This is a genomic window from Pseudomonas sp. B21-040, assembly GCF_024748695.1.
Classification (GTDB): Bacteria; Pseudomonadota; Gammaproteobacteria; order Pseudomonadales; family Pseudomonadaceae; genus Aquipseudomonas.
The window spans coordinates 2,552,779-2,572,798 of sequence record NZ_CP087176.1 but is presented as its reverse complement, the minus strand read 5'-3'; the positions used below and the strand labels follow the sequence as shown (position 1 = coordinate 2,572,798).

Here is a 20,020-nt window from a genome sequence, read left to right as displayed (position 1 = left end):
TGACAAACGTGTTAACTGACGCCTTTCTGTGGGAGCTCGCTCCCACAGGTCGTAACGTCAACCTTAACCCCCCTCTTCCACCCGATCCAGCCGCTCACGCAAAAACTCGATAAACGCCTGTACCGGCCGCGAACTCTGGCGGTGCTGCGGATACACCGCCGACAACCTCAGCGGCTCAGGCCGAAACGCGTCCAGCACCGGCACCAGCCTGCCGTCCTTCAAGGCTGCACCGACGATAAACGTCGGCAAGTAAGTAATCCCCATCCCGGCAATCGCCGCGTCTTTGAGCAAATCACCGTTGTTGACCCGCATCCGGCCTGTGACATTGACGGTCAGCGGTTTGCCCTGCCCGTCGAATCGCCATTGCACCTGACGACTGTGGCCATACGGCAGGCAGTCATGGCTGTGCAGGTCTTCGGGTTTGAGCGGCGTGCCGCGCTCGGCCAGGTACGTCGGGCTGGCGCAATACACGCGCTGGATCGACGCGATGCGCCGGGCGATCAGCGTCGAGTCTTCCAGAATGCCGATGCGCAAGGCCAGGTCGTAGCCTTCGCCGAGCAAGTCCACCGGGCGATCACTCAGGTCCACTTCCACGGTGACATCACGATATCGCTGCAAAAACACCGGCAGCAGGCTGCCCAAATGCGCCAGTGCAAACGACAAGGGTGCGCTGATGCGAATCGTGCCCCGTGGCTCGGTGGTCTGGCCGGCGATGCCCTGCTCCACTTGCTCGACTTCACCGAGCAGGCGCAAGGCCGATTCGTAATAACTTTGCCCCAGCGGCGTGACGTCCAGTCGCCGGGTCGAGCGATTGAGCAAGCGCACGCCCAGGCGCTCTTCGAGTTGCATCAGGCGCCGGCTGACAAATTGCTTGGACAGCCCCAATTGATCTGCCGCAGCCGTGAAGCTGCCGGAGTCCATGACCTGGCAAAAAATACGCATATCTTCGAACGGGTTCATTGTCACAGCCTGATTGACAGTCGAACACTTTATAGCCGCTTTCTGAATTATCGACACCCTCATTAATCTCGCGCCTGGCCCGTGTAGCCGCTGTCGAGCCTGCGAGGCTGCGTTCGGCTGCGAAGCAGTCGTGAAATCAAACAATGCGGTGTGTCAGACAAAACTCGCACTCAGGTTTTACGACTGCTCCGCAGCCGAACGCAGCCTCGCGCTGCTCGTCAGCTGCTACAAGGCAAAAAAATGCCCGCACATTGGCGGGCATTTTTCATTGGGGCAGAACTTACTTCGACGTCAGCACCGAGTAGCTGTTCATCAAATTGCGGTAGTTGGGAATGCGTGGCGACAGCAGGTTCGCCAGGCCTTCCATGTCGTTGCGCCAGTCGCCTTGCAGCTCGCAGGCCACCGAGAACCAGTTCACCAGTTGAGCACCGGCCGCCGCCATGCGCGCCCACGCCGCTTGCTGCACGGTTTCGTTGAACGTGCCCGAGGTGTCGGTGACGACGAACACTTCAAACCCTTCGGCCAGCGCCGACAGTGTCGGGAAGGTCACGCAAACGTCAGTGACCACGCCCGCGATGATCAATTGCTTGCGGCCCGTGGCTTTGACGGCTTTGACGAAATCTTCGTTGTCCCAGGCGTTGATCTGGCCTGGACGCGGGATGTACGGCGCGTCCGGGAACTGTTCTTTGAGCTCAGGCACCATCGGGCCATTCGGGCCGTTTTCGAAACTGGTGGTGAGGATGGTCGGCAGTTTGAAGAACTTGGCCACGTCGCCCAGAGCCAACACGTTGTTCTTGAACTCGTTTGGCGAGAAATCCTGGACCAGCGAGATCAGGCCGGTCTGGTGGTCGACCAGCAGGACAACAGCGTCGTCTTTGTTCAGGCGCTTGTATGGAACGTTGCTCATGTGAAACTCCTCGGTGGATGTTTATCGCTCAAAGCGCTGGCCGCGGTGGCTGGCGCTTTTTTGGTAATCGTCAGAACGCAAAGCACGAGCAGCCAAAGGCGCCCCAAAAACCGGCGAAGTCGCTGACCGGCGCGTTCGACAAACGCGCCTTCTCATGACTGTGGGCATGCACGCCGCACGGCCCGCTGCAATGGTGAACCTGCGCCTGCATCGGCGACGTTGGCCGCCAGTGACCCGGCACCTTGACCACCGGCGACCAGTCCGGCAGCACCGGTACGCTGGCTGGGCCGAGTTTTTCGAAATCCCCGGCGGCGTACACCACCTTGCCGCCGACCACGGTCAACACCGACTCGATCCACTTGATCGCTTCTTCATCGACACTGAAAAAGTCCGCGCTCAGGGCCGCCACGTCCGCCAGCTGGCCGACCTTGATCATGCCTTTCTTGCCCTGCTCGGAAGAGAACCAGGCGCTGCCGTGGGTGAACAGTTCCAGCGCGGTCTGGCGCGACAGTCCTTCTGCGTGCAATTCCAGGCCGCCGACCGTGCGGCCGCTGACCATCCAGTACAGCGAAGTCCATGGGTTGTAGCTCGACACCCGCGTCGCATCGGTGCCGGCGCCGACCGGCACACCTTCGGCCAACATGCGCTTGATCGGCGGCGTCGCTTCGGCCGCTTTGGCGCCGTAGCGCTCGACAAAATATTCGCCCTGAAACGCCATCCGGTCCTGAATCGCAATACCACCGCCCAACGCCCTCACCCGCTCGATGTTCTGCGGGGTGATGGTTTCGGCATGGTCGAAAAACCATGGCAAACCATTGAACGGGATGTCGCGGTTGACCTTCTCGAACACGTCGAGCATGCGGCTGATCGATTCGTTGTAGGTGGCGTGCAACCGGAACGGCCAGCGCTGCTCGACGAGGTGGCGCACCACCGGCTCCAGCTCGGCTTCCATGGTCTGCGGCAGGTCCGGGCGGGGTTCGAGGAAGTCCTCGAAATCCGCTGCCGAAAACACCAGCATTTCCCCGGCGCCGTTGTGCCGCAGGTAATCGTCGCCCTGGTGCAGGGTCACGCTGCTGGTCCAGTTATTGAAGTCGGTGAGTTCTTCTTTGGGCTTTTGGGTGAACAGGTTGTAGGCGATCCGGATGGTCAATTGCTGGTCTTTGGCCAACTGTTCGATCACCTGATAATCGTCCGGGTAATTCTGGAAACCGCCGCCGGCATCGATGGCACTGGTCAGGCCCAGACGGTTGAGTTCGCGCATGAACTGGCGAGTCGAGTTGACCTGATACTCCAGCGGCAACTTCGGTCCCTTGGCCAGCGTCGAGTACAAAATCATCGCATTGGGTCGCGCCACCAGCATGCCGGTCGGTTCGCCGTTGGCATCTCGCACAATCTCGCCACCCGGCGGGTTCGGCGTGTTGCGCGTGTACCCGGCCACGCGCAATGCGGCACGGTTGAGCAAGGCGCGGTCGTACAAGTGCAGCACAAACACCGGCGTATCCGGCGCGGCCTGATTGAGCTCTTCAAGGGTCGGCATGCGTTTTTCGGCGAACTGGAATTCGTTCCAGCCACCGACCACCCGCACCCACTGCGGCGTCGGCGTGCGGTCGGCCTGGTCCTTGAGCATGCGCAATGCATCGGCCAGCGACGGCACCCCTTCCCAACGCAGTTCGAGGTTGTAGTTCAAACCGCCACGAATCAGGTGCAGGTGCGAGTCGTTGAGGCCGGGAATGACGCAGCGACCCTTGAGGTCGATGACCTGCGTACCCGAGCCGCGCAGGGCCATGGCCTCGGCATCGGTACCGACCGCGACGAAACGACCGTCGCGGATCGCTACAGCACTGGCGCGCGGGTTTTCACGGTCAACGGTATGAAATTGGCCATTGAACAAAATCAGATCGGCGTTCATCGCGTTTCCTTGGGCTGAGTGGAAGGAGATAACCAGGGCGCGAACAGGCGCGTCGCCATCGGCATGAACAGGTACACCACCGACACGACAATGGTCAGCGTGATCAGGAACGTCGCGACCACGTAGTTGGAGAGGAACGCATTGAGCTGTAGTAGCGGCCCCCAGATCAGTGGCACCAGCAAGGTGTGCGGCAGAATGACCAACAGCGTCACCACGGCTTGCTTCCAGCGCGGCGGCGGTGGCGATGCGGTGTCGGCCTGCGGCGCGAACCAGAATTCCTTGACCGGGTTGACTTCGGTCTGGTCGCCGTCGGCGAGCATCGGCGTGGCTTCCTGGACCAGTGCCAGCCGTTGCGGCGAGTCGAGCCAGCGCTGCATCGCGTCGGTGGTGCAAAAGCGTAATACGCAGGTGTACATGTCGAGCCCGGCACTTTTACCGCGCATCACATCCACGCCCAGGTGCCCTTCCTGTTGCCCGGCAATGTTCACGATGTTGCGCAGCCAGGCTTCATAGGGCACTTCAAATCCAGCCTTGACCCGGTGCTTGATGACCAGGGTCACGACTTCTTCGAAACGATTGGATTCAGGCATAACGCAACACTCCGGCGAATCGGACATTGAGCGCCAGCCGTCCCGGCCCGGCGATAAAAATGCTGGTGAACAGGATCAACAGCAGCCAGCCGAACTGCCCTTCTTCAACACTCCATTGCGGATGCACAATCAGCAGCGCCACCAGCAGCAACGTCAAAATCGGCAGGCACGCCAAACGCACCAACACCCCGGCAATGATCAGCAGCGGGCACAGCACCTCGGCGAAAATCGCCAGCATCAGCGTGAGGCTCACGCCCATGTGAAAAGGGTCTTCGATGACTTGCAGTTGAGCGCTGTAGTTAAGCAGCTTCGGCAAACCGTGCACCCACAGCAAAAACAAACTGCTGCTGATCCGCAAAAAAAGCAGGCCCCAATCCTCAGCCTGTTCATCCCACCGCGATGCGTTCATGGGCTACCTGCACAAATGAAAAACCACCGGCAGCGATGCGCCGGGACTTGATTCGATAGTGCCGGTGGGGGGACGCAAAAAATTGGATGTACGTGCTCTTTTTGTGGATGCCCCGCCGCTACCTACCTGCGTAGATCTCTGTAGGAGCCGGGCTTGCCCGCGATGGCGGTCTTCCAGTCAATACAGATGTTGACTGACCCTGCGCCATCGCGGGCAAGCCCGGCTCCCACAGGAACCTGCTTTGCCGGAAGGTTTCTTGCAGGCACAAAAAACGGCCTCTGGTGAGGCCGTTCTTTTGATCGTTTCCACGCTCTGCGTGGGAACGATCGGTACAGATACGTCGTTAGCCCTGCGGATCGAAATTATCCAACATCCGGTTCACCGCCAGTTCACCCAACATCACGGACTGTTGAATACCGAGCAGGGGGTGGCGTTGCGGGCTGCTCAGTTGCCCGGCGAAATCGCTCAGCATGACGCTGGCGGACGCCAATGACTCGCAGGCGTTGACCAGCAGGGTTTCGTTACCGGTTTCGGGATCGACGAGGTAAATCGTGCTGGGTTTGCGTGGCGTGTCTTTGGGGATGACGGGTTTGAGGTAGAAATCGAGGGCGCGGTCGGCGGCGGTATTTAGCTTTTTGGAGTCGGTGGTTTCGTAGGGGGAAACGTCGTCGGGTTCTGGCGGATTGGGTGTGATTTTGAACATGGTGAAGCTCCTTATACCTGATGGAGCCACCAGAACCTGTCGCTAAACAAGTAAGGGTGGCGGCTGTACGCAGGTTAGCGAACCGAGAGGTATAAGACCCGGCAGACCCGAGGGCCTCCCGCGCACAGCCACCATATCGAAACTACAGACATGCAATGCCTGCAATAAAGACGGAGCGTTGCTGCGCTTATACCTGATCAGGTCGCTAAACCCGATCGCTGATTGGCAGCGATGCGGAAACGATAGAGTTCAGGGTCAAAGCGCACAAGCCGGCGGATTCTGGCGCAGTCGTAGGCAACGGCGCAAGGTTCTGTGGCTTTCAGGAAGTAACGCTAAACACCATTAAACGGAGTGCTTGGATGAGTGCACATTCCCTGTCGGAGCGGGTCCATCTGCTAGAGGTTGGTCGGCTGCCAGGCCGCCATCGCGGAAAAGCCCGGCTCCTACAGGGAATGGGTACACCGGCAAGAGATCGGTCGGCTGGCAGGCCGCCATCGCTGGCAAGCCCGCTCCCACAAAAAGCAAAACACCCCACACCCGCTCTTGCCCCTCACCACTCACCAGGCCGAGCGTTAGCTCGCCTGCAGCTTTTGATCTTGATCCACCCGCCCCTTCGGGAGGCTGAGTGGAGGTGTTCATCCGGGGAGTGGCGCGTAGCGCCGTTCGACGCAGTCGAACACGCTGCATGTAGGTCGAAGCGAAGCCGACCGGAGGGCAGTGTCCCCGGAGGGATACCGGAGCGAAGGAACGCCGAGCCCCAGCGAGGGGCCGGACGCTCGGGGCGAGCCTTTTTTTGCTTACTTTTTTTTGGCGTTTGAAAAAAAAGTGAGTCGCCGTAAGGGCGAAACCCTAAGCCGCCGTTACCGCAGCAACGGATATGTACACCAAAAACAACAACTTGGTCGGCCCAAAGGCCGCCACGTTCAAGCAGATACCACAGGCAAAGGCCCAGACATAAACTCACTGATCCGCGACCGCAACCATCGCTCCGCCGGATCATTATCATGCACCCCACTCCACGCCATCGACAGTTGCGCCGCATCAATGGCAAACGGCGGGTCCTCAGCACGCAACCCACACCCCTCCACCAACGCACACGCCGCATAATCCGGCACCGTGGCAATCATCTCGGTGCCAGCAAGGATCGCACGCAAACCACTGAACTGCGGCACCCCCAACACCACACGCCGACTACGACCAAGCTTGGCCAGGTCGAGATCGATGTTGCCACTCAGATCGCCGGAAAACGAAACCATGGCATGCGGCCGCTCGCAGTATTCATCCAGCGTCAGAGTGCCGGGACGCTTGTCCCCACGCAGCACCTTGCAGGGAATGTCGCGCAGTTTTTTGCGCTTGGCATTCGCCGGCAATTCGGTGGTATAGCTGACACCCACGGAAATCTCCCCGGACGCCAGCAACGCCGGCATCAACAAGTAATTGGCGCGGCGCACCACAATCACGATCCCTGGCGCCTCTTCCTGAAGCTGTCGCAGCAGCGGCGGAAACAGACCGAATTCAGCATCGTCCGACAGCCCGATGCGAAACACGTCGCAACTGCTGGCCGGCTCGAACTCCTTGGCGCGACTGACCGCGCCGGAGATCACATCCATCGCCGGCTGCAACTCCTTGAGAATCGCCAGCGCCCGCCCGGTCGGCTCCATGCCGCGGCCATTGCGCAGCAACAATGGATCGTCGAACAAATCCCGTAACCGCCCCAATGCCGCACTCACCGCCGGCTGGCCCATGAACAGTTTTTCAGCAACACGGGTCAGGTTTTTTTCGAACATCAAGGCCTCGAAAATCACCAGCAGGTTCATGTCGACACGGCGCAGGTCGTTACGGTTCATAGGCATGGCTCCCTTGTGAGTTCAGACAGGCACGAAGCGCTGGGACTTTACTCGATCAGCGGTACGTTGGCTGCTCGTTTGTAAGGGCCGTACTCGACCGGCACCCATTGGAAGTGCTTGCCCTCCGCCGCGATGTGGCCGATGCCCGGAAACGGCAGGTGCGCCGCCGTGACCCAGGTCTTGCTGGCCACCGCGTCGCTGAACACCTTGGCGCGGCGTTTGATCGCTTGCTGGCTGTCGACGTCAAAACCGATCGACACTTCAGGGTGTTCGAACTGCACGGCGAGGTTATGCACCAGATCGCCCATGAACAAAATGCTCTGGCCCTGAGAGGTGAAACGGTAGGTGGTGCTGCCCGGCGTGTGCCCGGCTTCCAGCTCGGCATCGACCACGCCTGGCACGGGTGACTGACCGGCGTCGAACGTTTTGAAGCGACCCTGTGCGACGTAAGGCGCCGTGGAATCCTGGGCGATTTTGAAATACGGTTTTGCGCCCTCGGGGGCCTTGGCGATGGCCTGAGGGTCAAGCCAGTAATCGGCCTCGGCCTTGGCCGCATACACCGTGGCATTGGCGAACACCGGTTTTTGCTCGGCATCGACCAGCCCGCAGACGTGGTCCAGGTGCAGGTGAGTCAACAGAATCGCGTCAACCTGAGACGGTTCATAGCCGGCGGCTTTCATGTTGTCCGAGAGCATGCCGGCGGTGGCGCCGATGCACTGGCCGGCGCCGGTGTCCACCAGGATCAACTGCTTGCCGGTGTTGACCAGGAACGCATTGAACGCGGTTTGCACGCCCGGTGTTTCAATCGAGCGCCGGGCGAGCAGCGCGCGGATCTGGCTTTGGCTCAGGCCTTTGAGCAGCTTGGGCGACAGGTCGTTGTAGCCATCGAACAACGCCGTCACTTCGTAATCGCCCACCGCCAAACGGAAGTAACCCGGCACTTGGGTGCCGACCTGCGCCGGTGCCTGAGCCGAGGAAATGCCGGACGCCAGCGCTACCGAAAGCCCTATCGCGCAAACCAACGAATGTTTCATGTGTTCACCCTTGATCGAATCAGAAAAACGGCCACAGACACGCCGCCGGATGATGCCGATTGTGCCGGCACCTCGCCCACGGAAAATTGCAGCGATGTGCTGAGTTAGAGCGGTTACTCGATATGGACAAAACCAGGAAATTAACAACGTTTAACTCGCCTGCCAGCGCCCCGCGACCAAGAATGAAGCTCACCGACACGGACATTTGTCATGGCTCATTCTCAGCAAAACACTGCCCGCGCGGCAGTTATTGATACGCGAAAGAAGACCACCGGCGGCCTGACCCCATGGCGAGAAAACCTGGCCAAACAACTGATTCTGGATCGACTCGGTGAAACGGTTGAAGTGACCGAGCTGGCCCACGCCTGCGCCCTCTCGCGCAGTCATTTCTCCCGCGCGTTCAAGTGCAGCACCGGTTACTCGCCCCAGGACTGGATTCGTCACCAACGTATTGCCCGGGCCAAGGAACTGATCCGCACGACCGATTTGAGCCTCACGCAAATCAGCCTCGAATGCGGCTTCTGCGATCAAGCGCATTTCTGCCACATCTTCACCCGCAGCGAAGGCATCAACCCGTTTGCCTGGCGTTGCCGTGCTGTACCCGCTCAGCCCCGCCGCCCCGTCTGTACCGCTCAAGCGCAGCCGAACACTTTGTGGCAGGTGTAGCAGCTGTCGAGCTTGCGAGGCTGCGTCCGGCTGCAAAGCAGTCGTGAAACCTGACAGCGCGGTCTACCTGAAACACCGCGTTGGCTGATTTTACGACTGCTTCGCAGCCGGACGCAGCCTCGCAAGCTCGACTGCTGCTACAAGCCGAACGCAAGCTCGACAGCTGCTACAAGCCGAACTAGCTGCTACAGGGTTAACCCAGCGGGACCAGACGTTCCAACGCCTCAGCCACGCCGAACCCATACGCCGGATCTGCCTTGGTGCAGTTCTCGATATGGCGCTGACGAATCGCCCGTGGCACGCCATTCATGGCCCGCGCGGTGTTGTCAAACAGCAACTGCTTGCGCACCGGGTCCAGCAACCGGAACAGGTTCCCCGGTTGCTCGTAGTGGTCATTTTCCAGCCGATGGTCATAGTGCTGGGCGAAGCCTTCCACTGGCAGCGGCGGATCGGCCAGCTCTGGCGAATCCTGCCACTCGCCCACGCTGTTGGGGAAGTAACTGGCAGTGCCACCGAGGTTGCCATCGGTGCGCATGGCGCCGTCGCGGTGGTAGCTGTTCGCCGGGGAGCGCGGTGCGTTGACCGGGATGTGATTGAAATTCACACCGAGGCGATAGCGTTGGGCATCACCATAGGAAAACAGCCGCGCCTGGAGCATGCGGTCGGGCGAAAAACTCACGCCCGGCACCACGTTGGCTGGCGAAAACGCCGCTTGTTCGATTTCGGCGAAGTGGTTCTCGGCGTTGCGATTGAGCTCCATGATGCCGACCTCGATCAGCGGAAACTCGCCGTGAGGCCACACCTTGGTCAGGTCGAACGGGTTGTGCCGGTACGTGTTGGCCTGCTCTTCTTCCATCACCTGGATGCACAGTTTCCAGCGCGGAAAATTGCCCTGTTCGATGACTTCATACAGGTCGCGCAGATTGCTTTCGCGGTCCCTGCCGACCACCGCTTGCGCCTCGGCATCCGAGAGGTTCTCGATGCCTTGCTGACAGACAAAATGAAACTTCACCCACACCCGTTTGTTGTCGCGGTTGATCAGGCTGAAGGTGTGACTGCCAAAGCCGTGCATATGGCGAAAGCTGGTGGGAATCCCGCGATCACTCATCACGATGGTCACCTGGTGCAGCGCCTCGGGCAGCAGGCTCCAGAAATCCCAGTTGCTGGTGGCGTTACGCAGGCCGGTACGCGGATCGCGCTTGACCACATGATTAAGGTCCGCAAAACGCAGCGGATCGCGGAAGAAGAACACCGGCGTGTTGTTGCCGACGATGTCCCAGTTGCCTTCGTCGGTGTAGAACTTCACCGCAAAACCCCGGATGTCACGCTCGGCATCCGCTGCGCTGCGCTCGCCGGCCACCGAGGAAAAACGCACGAACAGCGGTGTTTGCTTGCCCACGGCACTGAAGATACTGGCCTTGGTGTAGTCACTGATGTCATGGGTGACGGTAAATGTGCCGTAGGCGCCAGCGCCCTTGGCATGCATGCGGCGTTCGGGGATGACCTCGCGGTCGAAGTGGGCGAGTTTTTCCAACAACCAGATGTCTTGCAGGAGTGCCGGGCCGCGGGGGCCGGCGGTCTGGATATTAAGGTTATTGACCACCGGGGCGCCGGTGGCGTTGGTCAGCTTTTTCATGATCATGTACTCGATGGATTGCTGCTCATCAGGAGCGAAAACCGGCGCGGATCTACGCCCGCGCCGGGGACATCAACCCTTGAGAAACGCCAACAAATCAGTGTTGAGCTGATCCTTGTGGGTATCAGTCAATCCATGGGGGGCGCCCGGATAGACCTTGAGCGTAGATCCCTTGACCAGTTTTGCCGAAGCAATGCCCGACGCTTCGATCGGCACCACCTGGTCCGCATCGCCGTGCACCACCAGGGTCGGCACGTCGAATTTCTTCAGGTCTTCGGTGAAGTCGGTTTCGGAAAAAGCCTTGATGCAGTCGTAGGCGTTCTTGTGGCCGGAGGTCATGCCTTGCATCCAGAACCAGTCGATCATGCCCTGTGACGGCTTCGCGCCCGGTTTGTTGAAACCGAAGAACGGGCCGCTGGCGAGGTCGATGTACAGCTGCGAACGGTCGACCAGCGATGCCTGGCGAATGCCGTCAAACACCTCGATCGGCAGGCCGCCGGGGTTGGCTTCGGTCTTGAGCATCAGCGGCGGCACCGAAGAAATCAACCCGGCCTTGGCCACCCGGTCCGTTCCGTGGCGACCGATGTAGCGCGCCACTTCACCGCCCCCGGTGGAGAAACCGAACAGCACGGCGTTTTGCAGGTCCAGCAACTCGATCAATTGCGCCAGGTCGTCGGCGTAGGTGTCCATGTCGTTGCCGGTCCACGGCTGGCTGGAGCGCCCGTGACCACGGCGGTCATGGGCGATGACCCGGTAACCTTTGGAGGCCAGGAACAACATCTGCGACTCCCAACTGTCAGCGTTCAACGGCCAGCCGTGGCTGAAGACGATGGGCTGACCCGTGCCCCAATCCTTGTAGTAAATCTCGGTGCCGTCTCGAGTGGTGAACGTGCTCATGCGATTGCTCCTTAGTGAGTGTCGGGGTGTATCAAAGCGGTGAGGAATTCATGCGTGCGGCCAGCCGTGCAACGCGCTCGCCCAGGTGCGCGGCGGTGCAGCGATCTTCGGGCGGCGGGGCCAGCTCGGGAGGTTGTTCGACATTCGACTGGGACATGGCCCCCAGCGAGCTGCCCAGGCGATTCATCTGCCCATCGAACACGCCGGTGCCGGAGCGCGCCGGCAGCAGGTCGAGACCGACCCAGATCATTGAGTGCTGGGCGGCGAATACCGCCATCTGCAGCAAGGTGTTGAGTTTGTCGCCGCACAGGCTGCCGGAGTTGGTGAACCCGGCGGCCAGTTTGTCGCGCCAGGGTTGGGCCAGGTAAAACGCCGCGGTGGCCTCCATGAACCCTTTGAACGGCGCCGAAGCGCTGCCCATGTAAGTCGGAGCGCCGAAGATGATGGCGTCGGCATGGTGCAGTTGATCCCAGTGGTCTTGCACTTCCTCGACCGGGATCAACTGGCAGGTGCTGCCCAGGTGGCGCTCCACTCCTTGGGCGACGGCATGCGCCATGACGCGGGTGTGCCCGTAGCCGCTGTGATAGACCACCACTACGTTGCTCATTCCGGCGTCCTTATGACAAATTGAATCCTTGAAGGCGCTGTAGCCGCTGTCGAGTGAAACGAGGCTGCGATTTTTGATCGCCAAGATCGCAGCCTCGTTTCACTCGACAGCGGCTACAGGTCCCATGGGACGAGAGTTTTGGGCGCGGACCAGACTCAACACGAGTTAAACGTTGTTAATTTTCCCTGGCGCACCAAAAGCCGTAACCCCGGCTTTGTTACCGTAAACACGGCCTCTGCCGCGTGGCCGGTAGCGGCCGTCGGGGCGGACACCCCGCAGTCACTCGCGCCGCGCATTGCGTTGCCGCGAAAACCTGAGGAGTATGCTCGGAAACCGCGTACTAGACGGATGCAGGCAGGAGTGACCCGTTGACCCTTTCCCCTGAACAGGTTGTGCATTTCGGCCCTTACCGGATCTATCCCGGACAACGTCTGGTGATGGAGGCGGACCAGCCTTTGCGCCTGGGCAAGCGTGCCATGGACATTCTGTTGATCCTGCTGGAGCACGCCGGGAATGTGGTCAGCAAGCAGCAATTGATCGCGGCGGTCTGGCCCAGAAGCGTGGTGGAAGACATCAACCTGCGGGTGCACATGGCGGCGCTGCGCAAAGCCCTCGGCGATGGTCAGGCAGGCCAGCGCTACATCATCACCGTGGCACAACGCGGCTACAGTTTTGTCGCGCCCTTCTCGCTGGAGCTGATCGAACAACCGCCTGTACGCCAAGGGCCGGCGCCGAGCGGCCATAACCTGCCTGTGCGCCGTACCCGCCTGATCGGTCGCCAACCCTTGGTTGACAGTCTGGTCTCGCGATTGGCTCACCTGCGGTTCATCACCCTCGTCGGCCCCGGCGGCATCGGCAAGACCACCGTGGCCCTGCGCGTCGCCGAACAATTGATCGGACGCTACCGGGACGGCATTCGCTTGCTGGACCTGGCCCCGATCAACGACCCGAGAATGATCAGCAGTCATCTGGCGACGCTGCTGGAGGTGTCCTTGCCCGACGCCGACCCCATGAACGGCCTGGCGATGTTCCTGCGCGACCGGCAAATGTTGCTGGTGATCGACAACTGCGAACACCTGGTCGACACCCTCGCGGTGCTCTGCGAAACCCTGCTGCGTGGCGCGCCGCAGGTGCACATTCTGGCCACCAGTCGCGAAAGCCTGCGGGCTGAAGGCGAATATGTTCAGCGTCTTGAATCGCTGGACTGTCCGCCACCCATAGCAGTGCTGGACCGCGCTCAGGCGTTGACGTTTTCGGCCCTGCAATTGTTTGTCGAGCGGGCGATGGCCAGCCACGACAGCTTTGAACTGAGCGATGCAGACCTACCGTTGCTGGTCGACATCTGCCATCGCCTGGACGGCATTCCGTTGGCCATCGAACTGGCCGCCGCGCAAGTCGGCCACTTTGGCTTGAGCGGATTGCTGGATCAGCTACAGGACAGTTTTCGCCTGCTGACCCAAGGGTGTCAGCCGGCATTGGGCCGACACCAGACATTGCGCGCTACGCTCGACTGGAGCTTCGACCTGTTGACGGCGTGCGAGCAAACCTGCCTGCGCCGACTCGGCGTATTCCGGGGTGGCTTCACCCTGGAATCAGCGGCGGCGGTGATCGTCGGCGAACACATCGATCCCGACAGGGTCTTTGGCGTAATCACCCAACTGGTGGCCAAATCGCTGTTGAGCGTGGAAGTGGGCGACGAAGACGTGTACTACCGCCTGCTCGACACCACGCGCCACTATGCCCTGGAAAAACTCGACCAGGCCGCCGACTTGCCGGACACCCGCGTACGCCATGCCGAACGTTGCCTGGCCTTGATGCATCAGGCCCGGAGCGATTGGGAACACATCCCAACCCGCCTGTGGATCGAGCGTTATGCCCGGACCCTGGAAGACATTCGTTCGGCCCTCGACTGGGGGTTGAATACGCAACGCCAACAGGCCCTGGCGATTCGCCTTGTCGCAACGTCGACGCCGCTCTGGCAGGAACTGTCGTTGCTCAAGGAGCACGGCGATTATGTGCGCAAGGCGCTGGCATTGCTCGATGCGACGCCCGAGCCCTGCTGTCATCTGCACATGAACCTGAAGCTTGCCCTCGGCGCCTCCTGCTACCACCTCCAGGGGGGGACCGCTGAAACCATCGACGCCTTCGTCGGCGCCCGAGCCCTCGCCAATCAGTGTGGTGACTTGACCGGTCAACTACGAGCGCTGTCCGGGTACATGGCGGTCAATCTCAGTTGCGGCAACTATCAAATGGCACTGGAACAGAGCCTGCAGTTCAAACGGCTGGGCAAACATGACGACACCGTGCTGTCGCTGAGCACACACCGTTTACGCGTGCTGGCCCTGCATTTTTCGGGTGATCAAGAACAAGCACGGATGAATGCCGAACAAGTGATCCAGCGTATGGCCCAGAGCGGCCACCTCAACCGCTTCACCCATGGTTTTGGCGTGCAATACGATCAGAGCGTTGCCGCCCTGACGATTCTGGCGCGCATCCTGTGGTTGCAGGGCCGACCGGAACAGGCCTGGCGCACCGCCCGGCAGGCACTGGACATCGCGATCCAGATCAACCATGGCACCTCCATCTGCTACACCCTGGCCCTGGCCGGTTGCCTGATCGCCCACTACAACGGCGACACCCGCACTGCCCGCGAACTCCTGCGCCTGCTGCTGGAACAAGCGCAGAAACATTCGGTGCTGCTGTTCCACACGTGGGCGCGGCACTACGCGCAGGTGATTGACCAGACCCAAGCGCACTTGCCGCCCCCACCGGGCAGCGGGTTGATCAAGGACATCATGGTCACGCTGGACAGCGGTTTCGTCGATGACGCCTTGCAGCAGCGAGCAGATACCGGCACCGCAGGCTGGAGCACCGCAGAAATCCTGCGGGCCAGGGCGAGCGCGCTGCTGACCGAGGATTGCCCGCTGAAAACCGAGGCCGCCGAGGCCGTGCTGATCAGGGCCCTGAATGTCGCCAGAACCCAGGGCGCTCTCGCCTGGGAACTCCGCAGCGCCACCTCGCTGGCACAGCTTTGGCAGCGTCAGGGCCGCTATCGGCCAGCCCATGAGCTGTTGGAGCCGATTTACCAGCGATTCACCGAAGGCTTTTCCACGCCGGACCTGACAAAAGTCCGCCGGTTACTCGACGAGTTGCAACGCCATCTACCTGCCTGACACTTTGCGCGCCCGGTTGATGTAACGGGTGTAGCGCCTTTCGACTTCGGGCAATTGACCACCGTGTTCGAGCTTTTCCAGGGCGTACGCGCGGGTGGTGTAGAGGAGCCGGTAACGGGTCACCCCACTGCCCTGCTCCCGCGACAACAGCGATTTGAGCGCTAGGTGTTGCATCGCTTCGATCAAGCGACCGGGTTGCCACACCGCACAACTGATCACTCCCATGGCGGCGTCCAGGGTGAAGGCCTTTTTGAATACGGCCAGGCGTTGCAGCACCGTTTGCTCCAACGGGCTCAGCTGTTCATAGCTCCAGTCCAGCGCAGCTTTCAAGGTTTGATGCCGGGGAACGGCGGTGCGCCGGCCCTGGGTCAGTAGCTGGAAACAGTTGTCGAGCTGGGCTTGCAAGCCGACCAGCGCCAATGCATCGATTTGCGCGGCGGCCAGTTCAATGGCCAGCGGTAAACCATCGAGCCGGCGGCAAATTTCACACACGGCCATGAGGTCTTGTTCGCGCAGGGCAAAGCCTTGTTGACGGGCACGGGCGCGACTGACGAACAGTTGCACGGCTGAATAGCCCATGACTTCGGTGACACTGAGTACAGCGCCAGCGGGCGGCACCGCCAATGGCGGCAGATGCAGGATGGTTTCCCCGAGGCCCGCAGCGGTTCACGGCTAGTGGCCAGAATCGACAGCCGGGGCGCCGCAACCAGCAAGCTTTCGACCAATGTGCGACAGCGCTCCAGCAGGTGCTCGCAGTTGTCGAGCACCAGCAACGTATGGCGTTGCGCCAACACCTCGAGAGTAGCCCCGACGTCCAGTTCAAGGGTGCGCGCCAGGTGGGCAATCACTTGCGCCGGATCATCAATCGTCGACAGATCCACCAGCCAGACGCCGTCCTCATAGTGCTGCAACAGCAGCTCGGCAACGCGCAATGCCACGGTGGTTTTACCGATGCCGGCGGGACCAACCAGCGTCATCAGGCGTCGCACCGGCAATTGCCGGACCAGACTGCCGACAATCGAGTCTCGACCGGTCACCGGCATGAGCCGCGCAGGCAGGTTGTGCTGAGCGTTCTGAACGGTCTGAATCGCAATGGGTGCGCCCGCCGGCAGGTGCTGCACCGGGGCAACAAAGCTGTACCCGCGCTGGGGAATATTGACGATATAGCGCTGACCATTCTGCCCGTCGCCAAGGGCGCGGCGCAGCGCGGCGATGTGCACGCGCAGGTTGATTTCTTCGACCACCGACGTCGGCCAGACCTGGGCGATCAATTCGTCTTTGCTGACCACCGTCCCGGCACGCTCGACCAGCACCTGCAAAATATCCAGGGCCCGCCCACCCATGCGCAGCGGCCGTTCACCGTCGAGAATCAGCCGTTGGTGCTGGTGAAACGCGTAGGGGCCGAAATGCAGCACCGCTTCGCTGTTTAAATCTCTGAGGCTGTTCATGCACGTTCGCGTGCTGAAAACCTGGCCCGGCTTAACGTGCTGCAATCGTCCATCGCACTCGCCCTCCAGGCTCCCGCACCTCCATCGCAAAGAGTTCAGGGGGTATCTTGGCAGGCCTGCGTGACGGTACAACTGCCACGGAGGGAGCGTCACGGCCATCAGGGTGCGTGCAACGGACACAACACTCTAGCTGAACTGTTCGCGGTATTGGCTGGGGGTCAAACCGAGTTTTTCACTGAACAGGAAACGCATGTGCCGCACACTGCCAAAGCCGCTTTTGAAAGCCACGGTCTTGAGCGGTGAGTCGCAGGTTTCCAGCAAGCTGCGGGCGTGGTCGATGCGCGCGTTTTGCAGGAACTCCATCGGCGTCATATGCACTTCCCGGGCAAACACCCGGGTGAAATGCCGCGCACTCATGGTTGCCAGGCTGGCCATGCGTTCGATGCTGAACGCTTCATCCAGGTGTTCGAGTACATAGTTCTGCACCCGGGTAATCGGCGTTTCATGCGGGGCGACCGTGGCCATCAATGGGCTGAATTGCGCCTGCCCGCCCTGACGTTTCATCACCACCAGCAGCACTTTGGCCACGTCCTGCGCGACTTTCTTGCCATGGTCTTCGGCCACGACCGCCAGCGCCAGGTCAATGCCGGCGGTCACGCCGCCGGAGGTGATTAGATTGCGGTCCTGAACGTAGATTTGATCGGTCTCCACCGTGGCCTTGGGAAAGCCTTTGATCAAACGTTCGGTGTAGTGCCAGTGGGTGGTCACGCGGTAACCGTCCAGCAAACCGGCATGCCCCAGGACAAAGGCGCCGGTGCAGATCGAACCGTAGCGCCCGGCACGGCTTACGGCGCCCTTGAGCCAGGCGAGCAACGGCGGATGTTTTTCGTTATAGGCACCGGGACCGCCCGGCACCAGCAGCAAGTCGTAACCCTCGATCGCCTGATCAATGTGCAAATCGGCCTGAACGCGAACGCCGTTGGAGGCACGCAGCGCGCCAGCCTCGGTGCCGATGGTCGTCAGCTCGTAACAATCAGCCGGCGCCAGGTATCGGTTGGCGATGGAAAACACCTCCATGGGACCGGCCATGTCGAGCAGGAGGAAGCCCGGGAACAACACTACAGCTACGGTTTTCATGGGCTAAGAGTCACTGAAGTCAAAAAAAGAATACTGGCCAGACACCGGTCCCTGTAGGAGCGTGCCTGCTCGCGATGGCGTCGGCAACGTCAACATTGATGTCGACTGATACTCCGCTATCGCGAGCAGGCTCACTCCCACAGGGTTAGGGGTACGGCATTAAAAGGATGCTGTGCATTATGGCTAATCGTGGCGTTGGCGTCCGTGATCCTTTGCACATAACTGTCAACCTGAAAGAGACAGTATTTCAATTTTCATCTACTTATTGCACCCACCAGTAACCATTAACCTTCTCCTCACTCGGACGAATCAACGTCCCAACAGGAGATTTCATCATGCTGACCCTTCGCAAAGCCTCTGATCGCGGCGCGGCCAATCACGGTTGGTTGAAGTCGTTCCATACCTTTTCCTTCGCCAACTATCGCAACCCGAAAGAACAGGGTTTTTCCGATCTGTTGGTGATCAACGATGACCGCGTGGCGGCCGGCAAAGGCTTTGGCCAGCACCCCCACCGCGACATGGAGATTTTCTCCTACGTGCTCGACGGCGCACTGGAACACAAGGACACCCTGGGCACCGGTTCGGTGATCCGCCCGGGTGACGTGCAGTTGATGAGCGCCGGCAGTGGCGTGGCGCACAGCGAGTACAACCACTCGGCAACACGCCCCGTGCACTTTCTGCAGATCTGGATCGTGCCTGAAGTGAGCGGCGCCAAACCGCGTTATCAGCAAGAGCACTTCAGCACGCAAAAGAAACGCGGACGCCTGCAACTGATCATTTCCCCGGACGGCGCCAAGGGCTCGCTGAAAGTGCGCCAGGATGCCCGGGTGTACGCCGCGCTGATTGATGGCAAGGAAAACGCCACGCTTGAGCTGGCCGCCAACCGCTATGCCTATGTGCATGTGGCCCGTGGCAGTGTCGAACTCAACGGTGTGTCGCTGCAGGCAGGCGACGGCGTGCGGGTTCGCGATGAGCAGGTGCTGACGTTGAACAACGGCGTGGATGCCGAAGTGCTGGTGTTCGACCTGCGCCCGCAAGAACTGCCTGAAATGCCGTAACCGTCACCCACGATCCCTGTAGCCGCAGGCTTCGCCAGCTGCTACAGGTTGTGTGCGGTCACTCTCCCGTACCGGAAAACCCCGCGACAATTTCATCAATGACCGCCCGCACCCGCGCGGTGTGCCGCAAGTCGGCGTGGGTCACCAGCCAGATGTCATACGGCAGCGGTCGCGTGCGCTCCGGCCAGAGCCTGACCAGCCCGTCCCTCTCCCCCAAGTACACTGGCACTTCCCCCAACCCGATCCCCGCCGCGATGGAGCGACGCACCAGCAGGCTGGAACTCAGGCTCGACACAATCCGCCCGCGCGCCAGTGGTTCCGACACCAGCGTCATCTCCTTGTTGCCTTGCAGGTACGGCTGATACACCACCAGATCATGCCCTTCAAACGCCGAGCCCGGCTCCGGCACCCCGTTGGCTTGCACATACGCCCGGGACGCAAACAGCCCCACCGGCCAGCGGGCAATTCGTCGGGCGATCAGGTCCGGGTTATCCGGTCGGGTGTTGCGCACAGCGATGTCCGCTTCGCGTTTCGACAGGCTGAGAAACTGCGTCGAGGCGTCCAGTTGCACCCGCACATCGGGATGCTGCTGATGCAGGCGCGCAATGGCCGGGATCAGGAAGTCGATGGCCATCGAATCCGTGGTGGTGACACGGACGAGGCCGGTCAACCGGTCGTCCAGCCCTTGAATCTGACGCTGCAGTTCCAGCGCCGAGCGCTCCATTTTTTCCACTGCCGCCAACGCCGCCTCGCCGACTGCGGTCAGTGCATAGCCCTCAGAAGTGCGCAGAAACAACGTGGCACTCAATGACTTTTCCAGCGCTGTGATGCGCCGGCCCACCGTGGCCTGATCGACCCCCAGCACCCGCGCCGCACCCCGAAGGGTCGATTCTCGGCACACCGCCAGAAATACCCGTGCGTCATCCCAGTTCATGCGGCGCCCCTAGCGATGCAATTTCGCATCACGATAACGCAAAATCGCTGCGTTATTGCATCAATCAATCGCGATAGGCTGAAGGCCAGCATCCACCTCACTGGA

At 60.8% G+C, this 20,020-nt stretch carries 16 protein-coding genes and 1 pseudogene; 3 read left to right on the top strand and 14 right to left on the bottom strand.

The features are described from left to right. Positions 1-63: 63 nt before the first annotated feature. The 8 genes from LOY55_RS11830 to LOY55_RS11795 all read right to left on the bottom strand — a co-directional run bounded on the left by LOY55_RS11830 (position 64) and on the right by LOY55_RS11795 (position 8,359). Positions 64-960, bottom strand: coding sequence for a LysR family transcriptional regulator (locus tag LOY55_RS11830; RefSeq protein WP_223524875.1), 897 nt, complete (start codon positions 958-960; stop codon positions 64-66). Positions 961-1,240: 280 nt separating this feature from the next. Further along, complete coding sequence (gene ycaC / locus LOY55_RS11825; RefSeq protein WP_258667997.1) at positions 1,241-1,867, bottom strand: isochorismate family cysteine hydrolase YcaC; 627 nt, start codon at positions 1,865-1,867, stop codon at positions 1,241-1,243. A gap of 70 nt (positions 1,868-1,937) precedes the next feature. Beyond that, positions 1,938-3,776: an amidohydrolase gene (locus tag LOY55_RS11820; protein WP_258667996.1), complete on the bottom strand. Its 1,839-nt coding sequence runs from the start codon at positions 3,774-3,776 to the stop codon at positions 1,938-1,940. Then, a complete protein-coding gene (locus tag LOY55_RS11815) occupies positions 3,773-4,366 on the bottom strand; it encodes an antibiotic biosynthesis monooxygenase (protein WP_109787780.1) in 594 nt (197 codons plus the stop codon). Before LOY55_RS11815 ends, LOY55_RS11820 begins: the two co-directional genes overlap by 4 nt. After that, entirely contained in the window at positions 4,359-4,775 is a 417-nt protein-coding gene (locus LOY55_RS11810) for a DoxX family protein (RefSeq protein WP_109787781.1), read from the bottom strand. Before LOY55_RS11810 ends, LOY55_RS11815 begins: the two co-directional genes overlap by 8 nt. Positions 4,776-5,118: 343 nt before the next feature. Beyond that, a complete protein-coding gene (locus tag LOY55_RS11805; protein ID WP_223524874.1) occupies positions 5,119-5,478 on the bottom strand; it encodes a DUF6124 family protein in 360 nt (119 codons plus the stop codon). A 923-nt stretch (positions 5,479-6,401) separates the two neighbouring features. Continuing rightward, entirely contained in the window at positions 6,402-7,325 is a 924-nt protein-coding gene (locus LOY55_RS11800) for a LysR family transcriptional regulator (protein ID WP_109787783.1), read from the bottom strand. Positions 7,326-7,372: 47 nt separating this feature from the next. Further along, the gene (locus LOY55_RS11795) at positions 7,373-8,359 is read right to left on the bottom strand and encodes an MBL fold metallo-hydrolase (protein ID WP_258667995.1); all 987 of its coding nucleotides are present in this window, start codon (positions 8,357-8,359) and stop codon (positions 7,373-7,375) included. 210 nt (positions 8,360-8,569) lie between these two features. Here LOY55_RS11795 and LOY55_RS11790 point away from each other — a divergent pair, with 210 nt between their 5' ends. Continuing rightward, complete coding sequence (locus LOY55_RS11790; protein ID WP_223523702.1) at positions 8,570-9,025, top strand: helix-turn-helix domain-containing protein; 456 nt, start codon at positions 8,570-8,572, stop codon at positions 9,023-9,025. A 193-nt stretch (positions 9,026-9,218) separates the two neighbouring features. Here LOY55_RS11790 and LOY55_RS11785 read toward each other — a convergent pair whose 3' ends face one another. From LOY55_RS11785 to LOY55_RS11775, 3 genes are all read right to left on the bottom strand, one after another. After that, entirely contained in the window at positions 9,219-10,661 is a 1,443-nt protein-coding gene (locus tag LOY55_RS11785) for a catalase (protein WP_309475404.1), read from the bottom strand. A 72-nt stretch (positions 10,662-10,733) separates the two neighbouring features. After that, on the bottom strand, positions 10,734-11,558 hold the full coding sequence (locus LOY55_RS11780; protein WP_223523701.1) for an alpha/beta fold hydrolase: 825 nt from the start codon (positions 11,556-11,558) through the stop codon (positions 10,734-10,736). A gap of 31 nt (positions 11,559-11,589) precedes the next feature. Further along, positions 11,590-12,165 carry a flavodoxin family protein gene (locus LOY55_RS11775; protein ID WP_109787797.1) on the bottom strand — a complete coding sequence of 192 codons (576 nt, stop codon included), beginning with the start codon at positions 12,163-12,165 and terminating at the stop codon, positions 11,590-11,592. A 368-nt stretch (positions 12,166-12,533) separates the two neighbouring features. Here LOY55_RS11775 and LOY55_RS11770 point away from each other — a divergent pair, with 368 nt between their 5' ends. Then, positions 12,534-15,338, top strand: a complete 2,805-nt coding sequence (locus tag LOY55_RS11770) for a winged helix-turn-helix domain-containing protein (protein WP_223523699.1) — start codon at positions 12,534-12,536, stop codon at positions 15,336-15,338. On the opposite strand, the pseudogene LOY55_RS11765 reads toward LOY55_RS11770, so the two are convergent. Both LOY55_RS11765 and LOY55_RS11760 read right to left on the bottom strand, forming a co-directional pair. Beyond that, a pseudogene (locus LOY55_RS11765) lies at positions 15,327-16,786 on the bottom strand (ATP-binding protein). The gene LOY55_RS11770 and the pseudogene LOY55_RS11765 overlap by 12 nt on opposite strands. A 186-nt stretch (positions 16,787-16,972) precedes the next feature. Next, the gene (locus LOY55_RS11760; RefSeq protein ID WP_046028000.1) at positions 16,973-17,923 is read right to left on the bottom strand and encodes a GlxA family transcriptional regulator; all 951 of its coding nucleotides are present in this window, start codon (positions 17,921-17,923) and stop codon (positions 16,973-16,975) included. A 335-nt stretch (positions 17,924-18,258) separates the two neighbouring features. On the opposite strand from LOY55_RS11760, the gene LOY55_RS11755 reads away from it, so the two are divergent. Beyond that, positions 18,259-18,981, top strand: a complete 723-nt coding sequence (locus tag LOY55_RS11755; RefSeq protein WP_223523697.1) for a pirin family protein — start codon at positions 18,259-18,261, stop codon at positions 18,979-18,981. A 58-nt stretch (positions 18,982-19,039) separates the two neighbouring features. Here the strand turns inward: LOY55_RS11755 and LOY55_RS11750 are convergent, their stop codons facing one another. Beyond that, the gene (locus tag LOY55_RS11750) at positions 19,040-19,915 is read right to left on the bottom strand and encodes a LysR family transcriptional regulator (RefSeq protein ID WP_223523695.1); all 876 of its coding nucleotides are present in this window, start codon (positions 19,913-19,915) and stop codon (positions 19,040-19,042) included. Between the last annotated feature and the right edge of the window lie 105 nt (positions 19,916-20,020).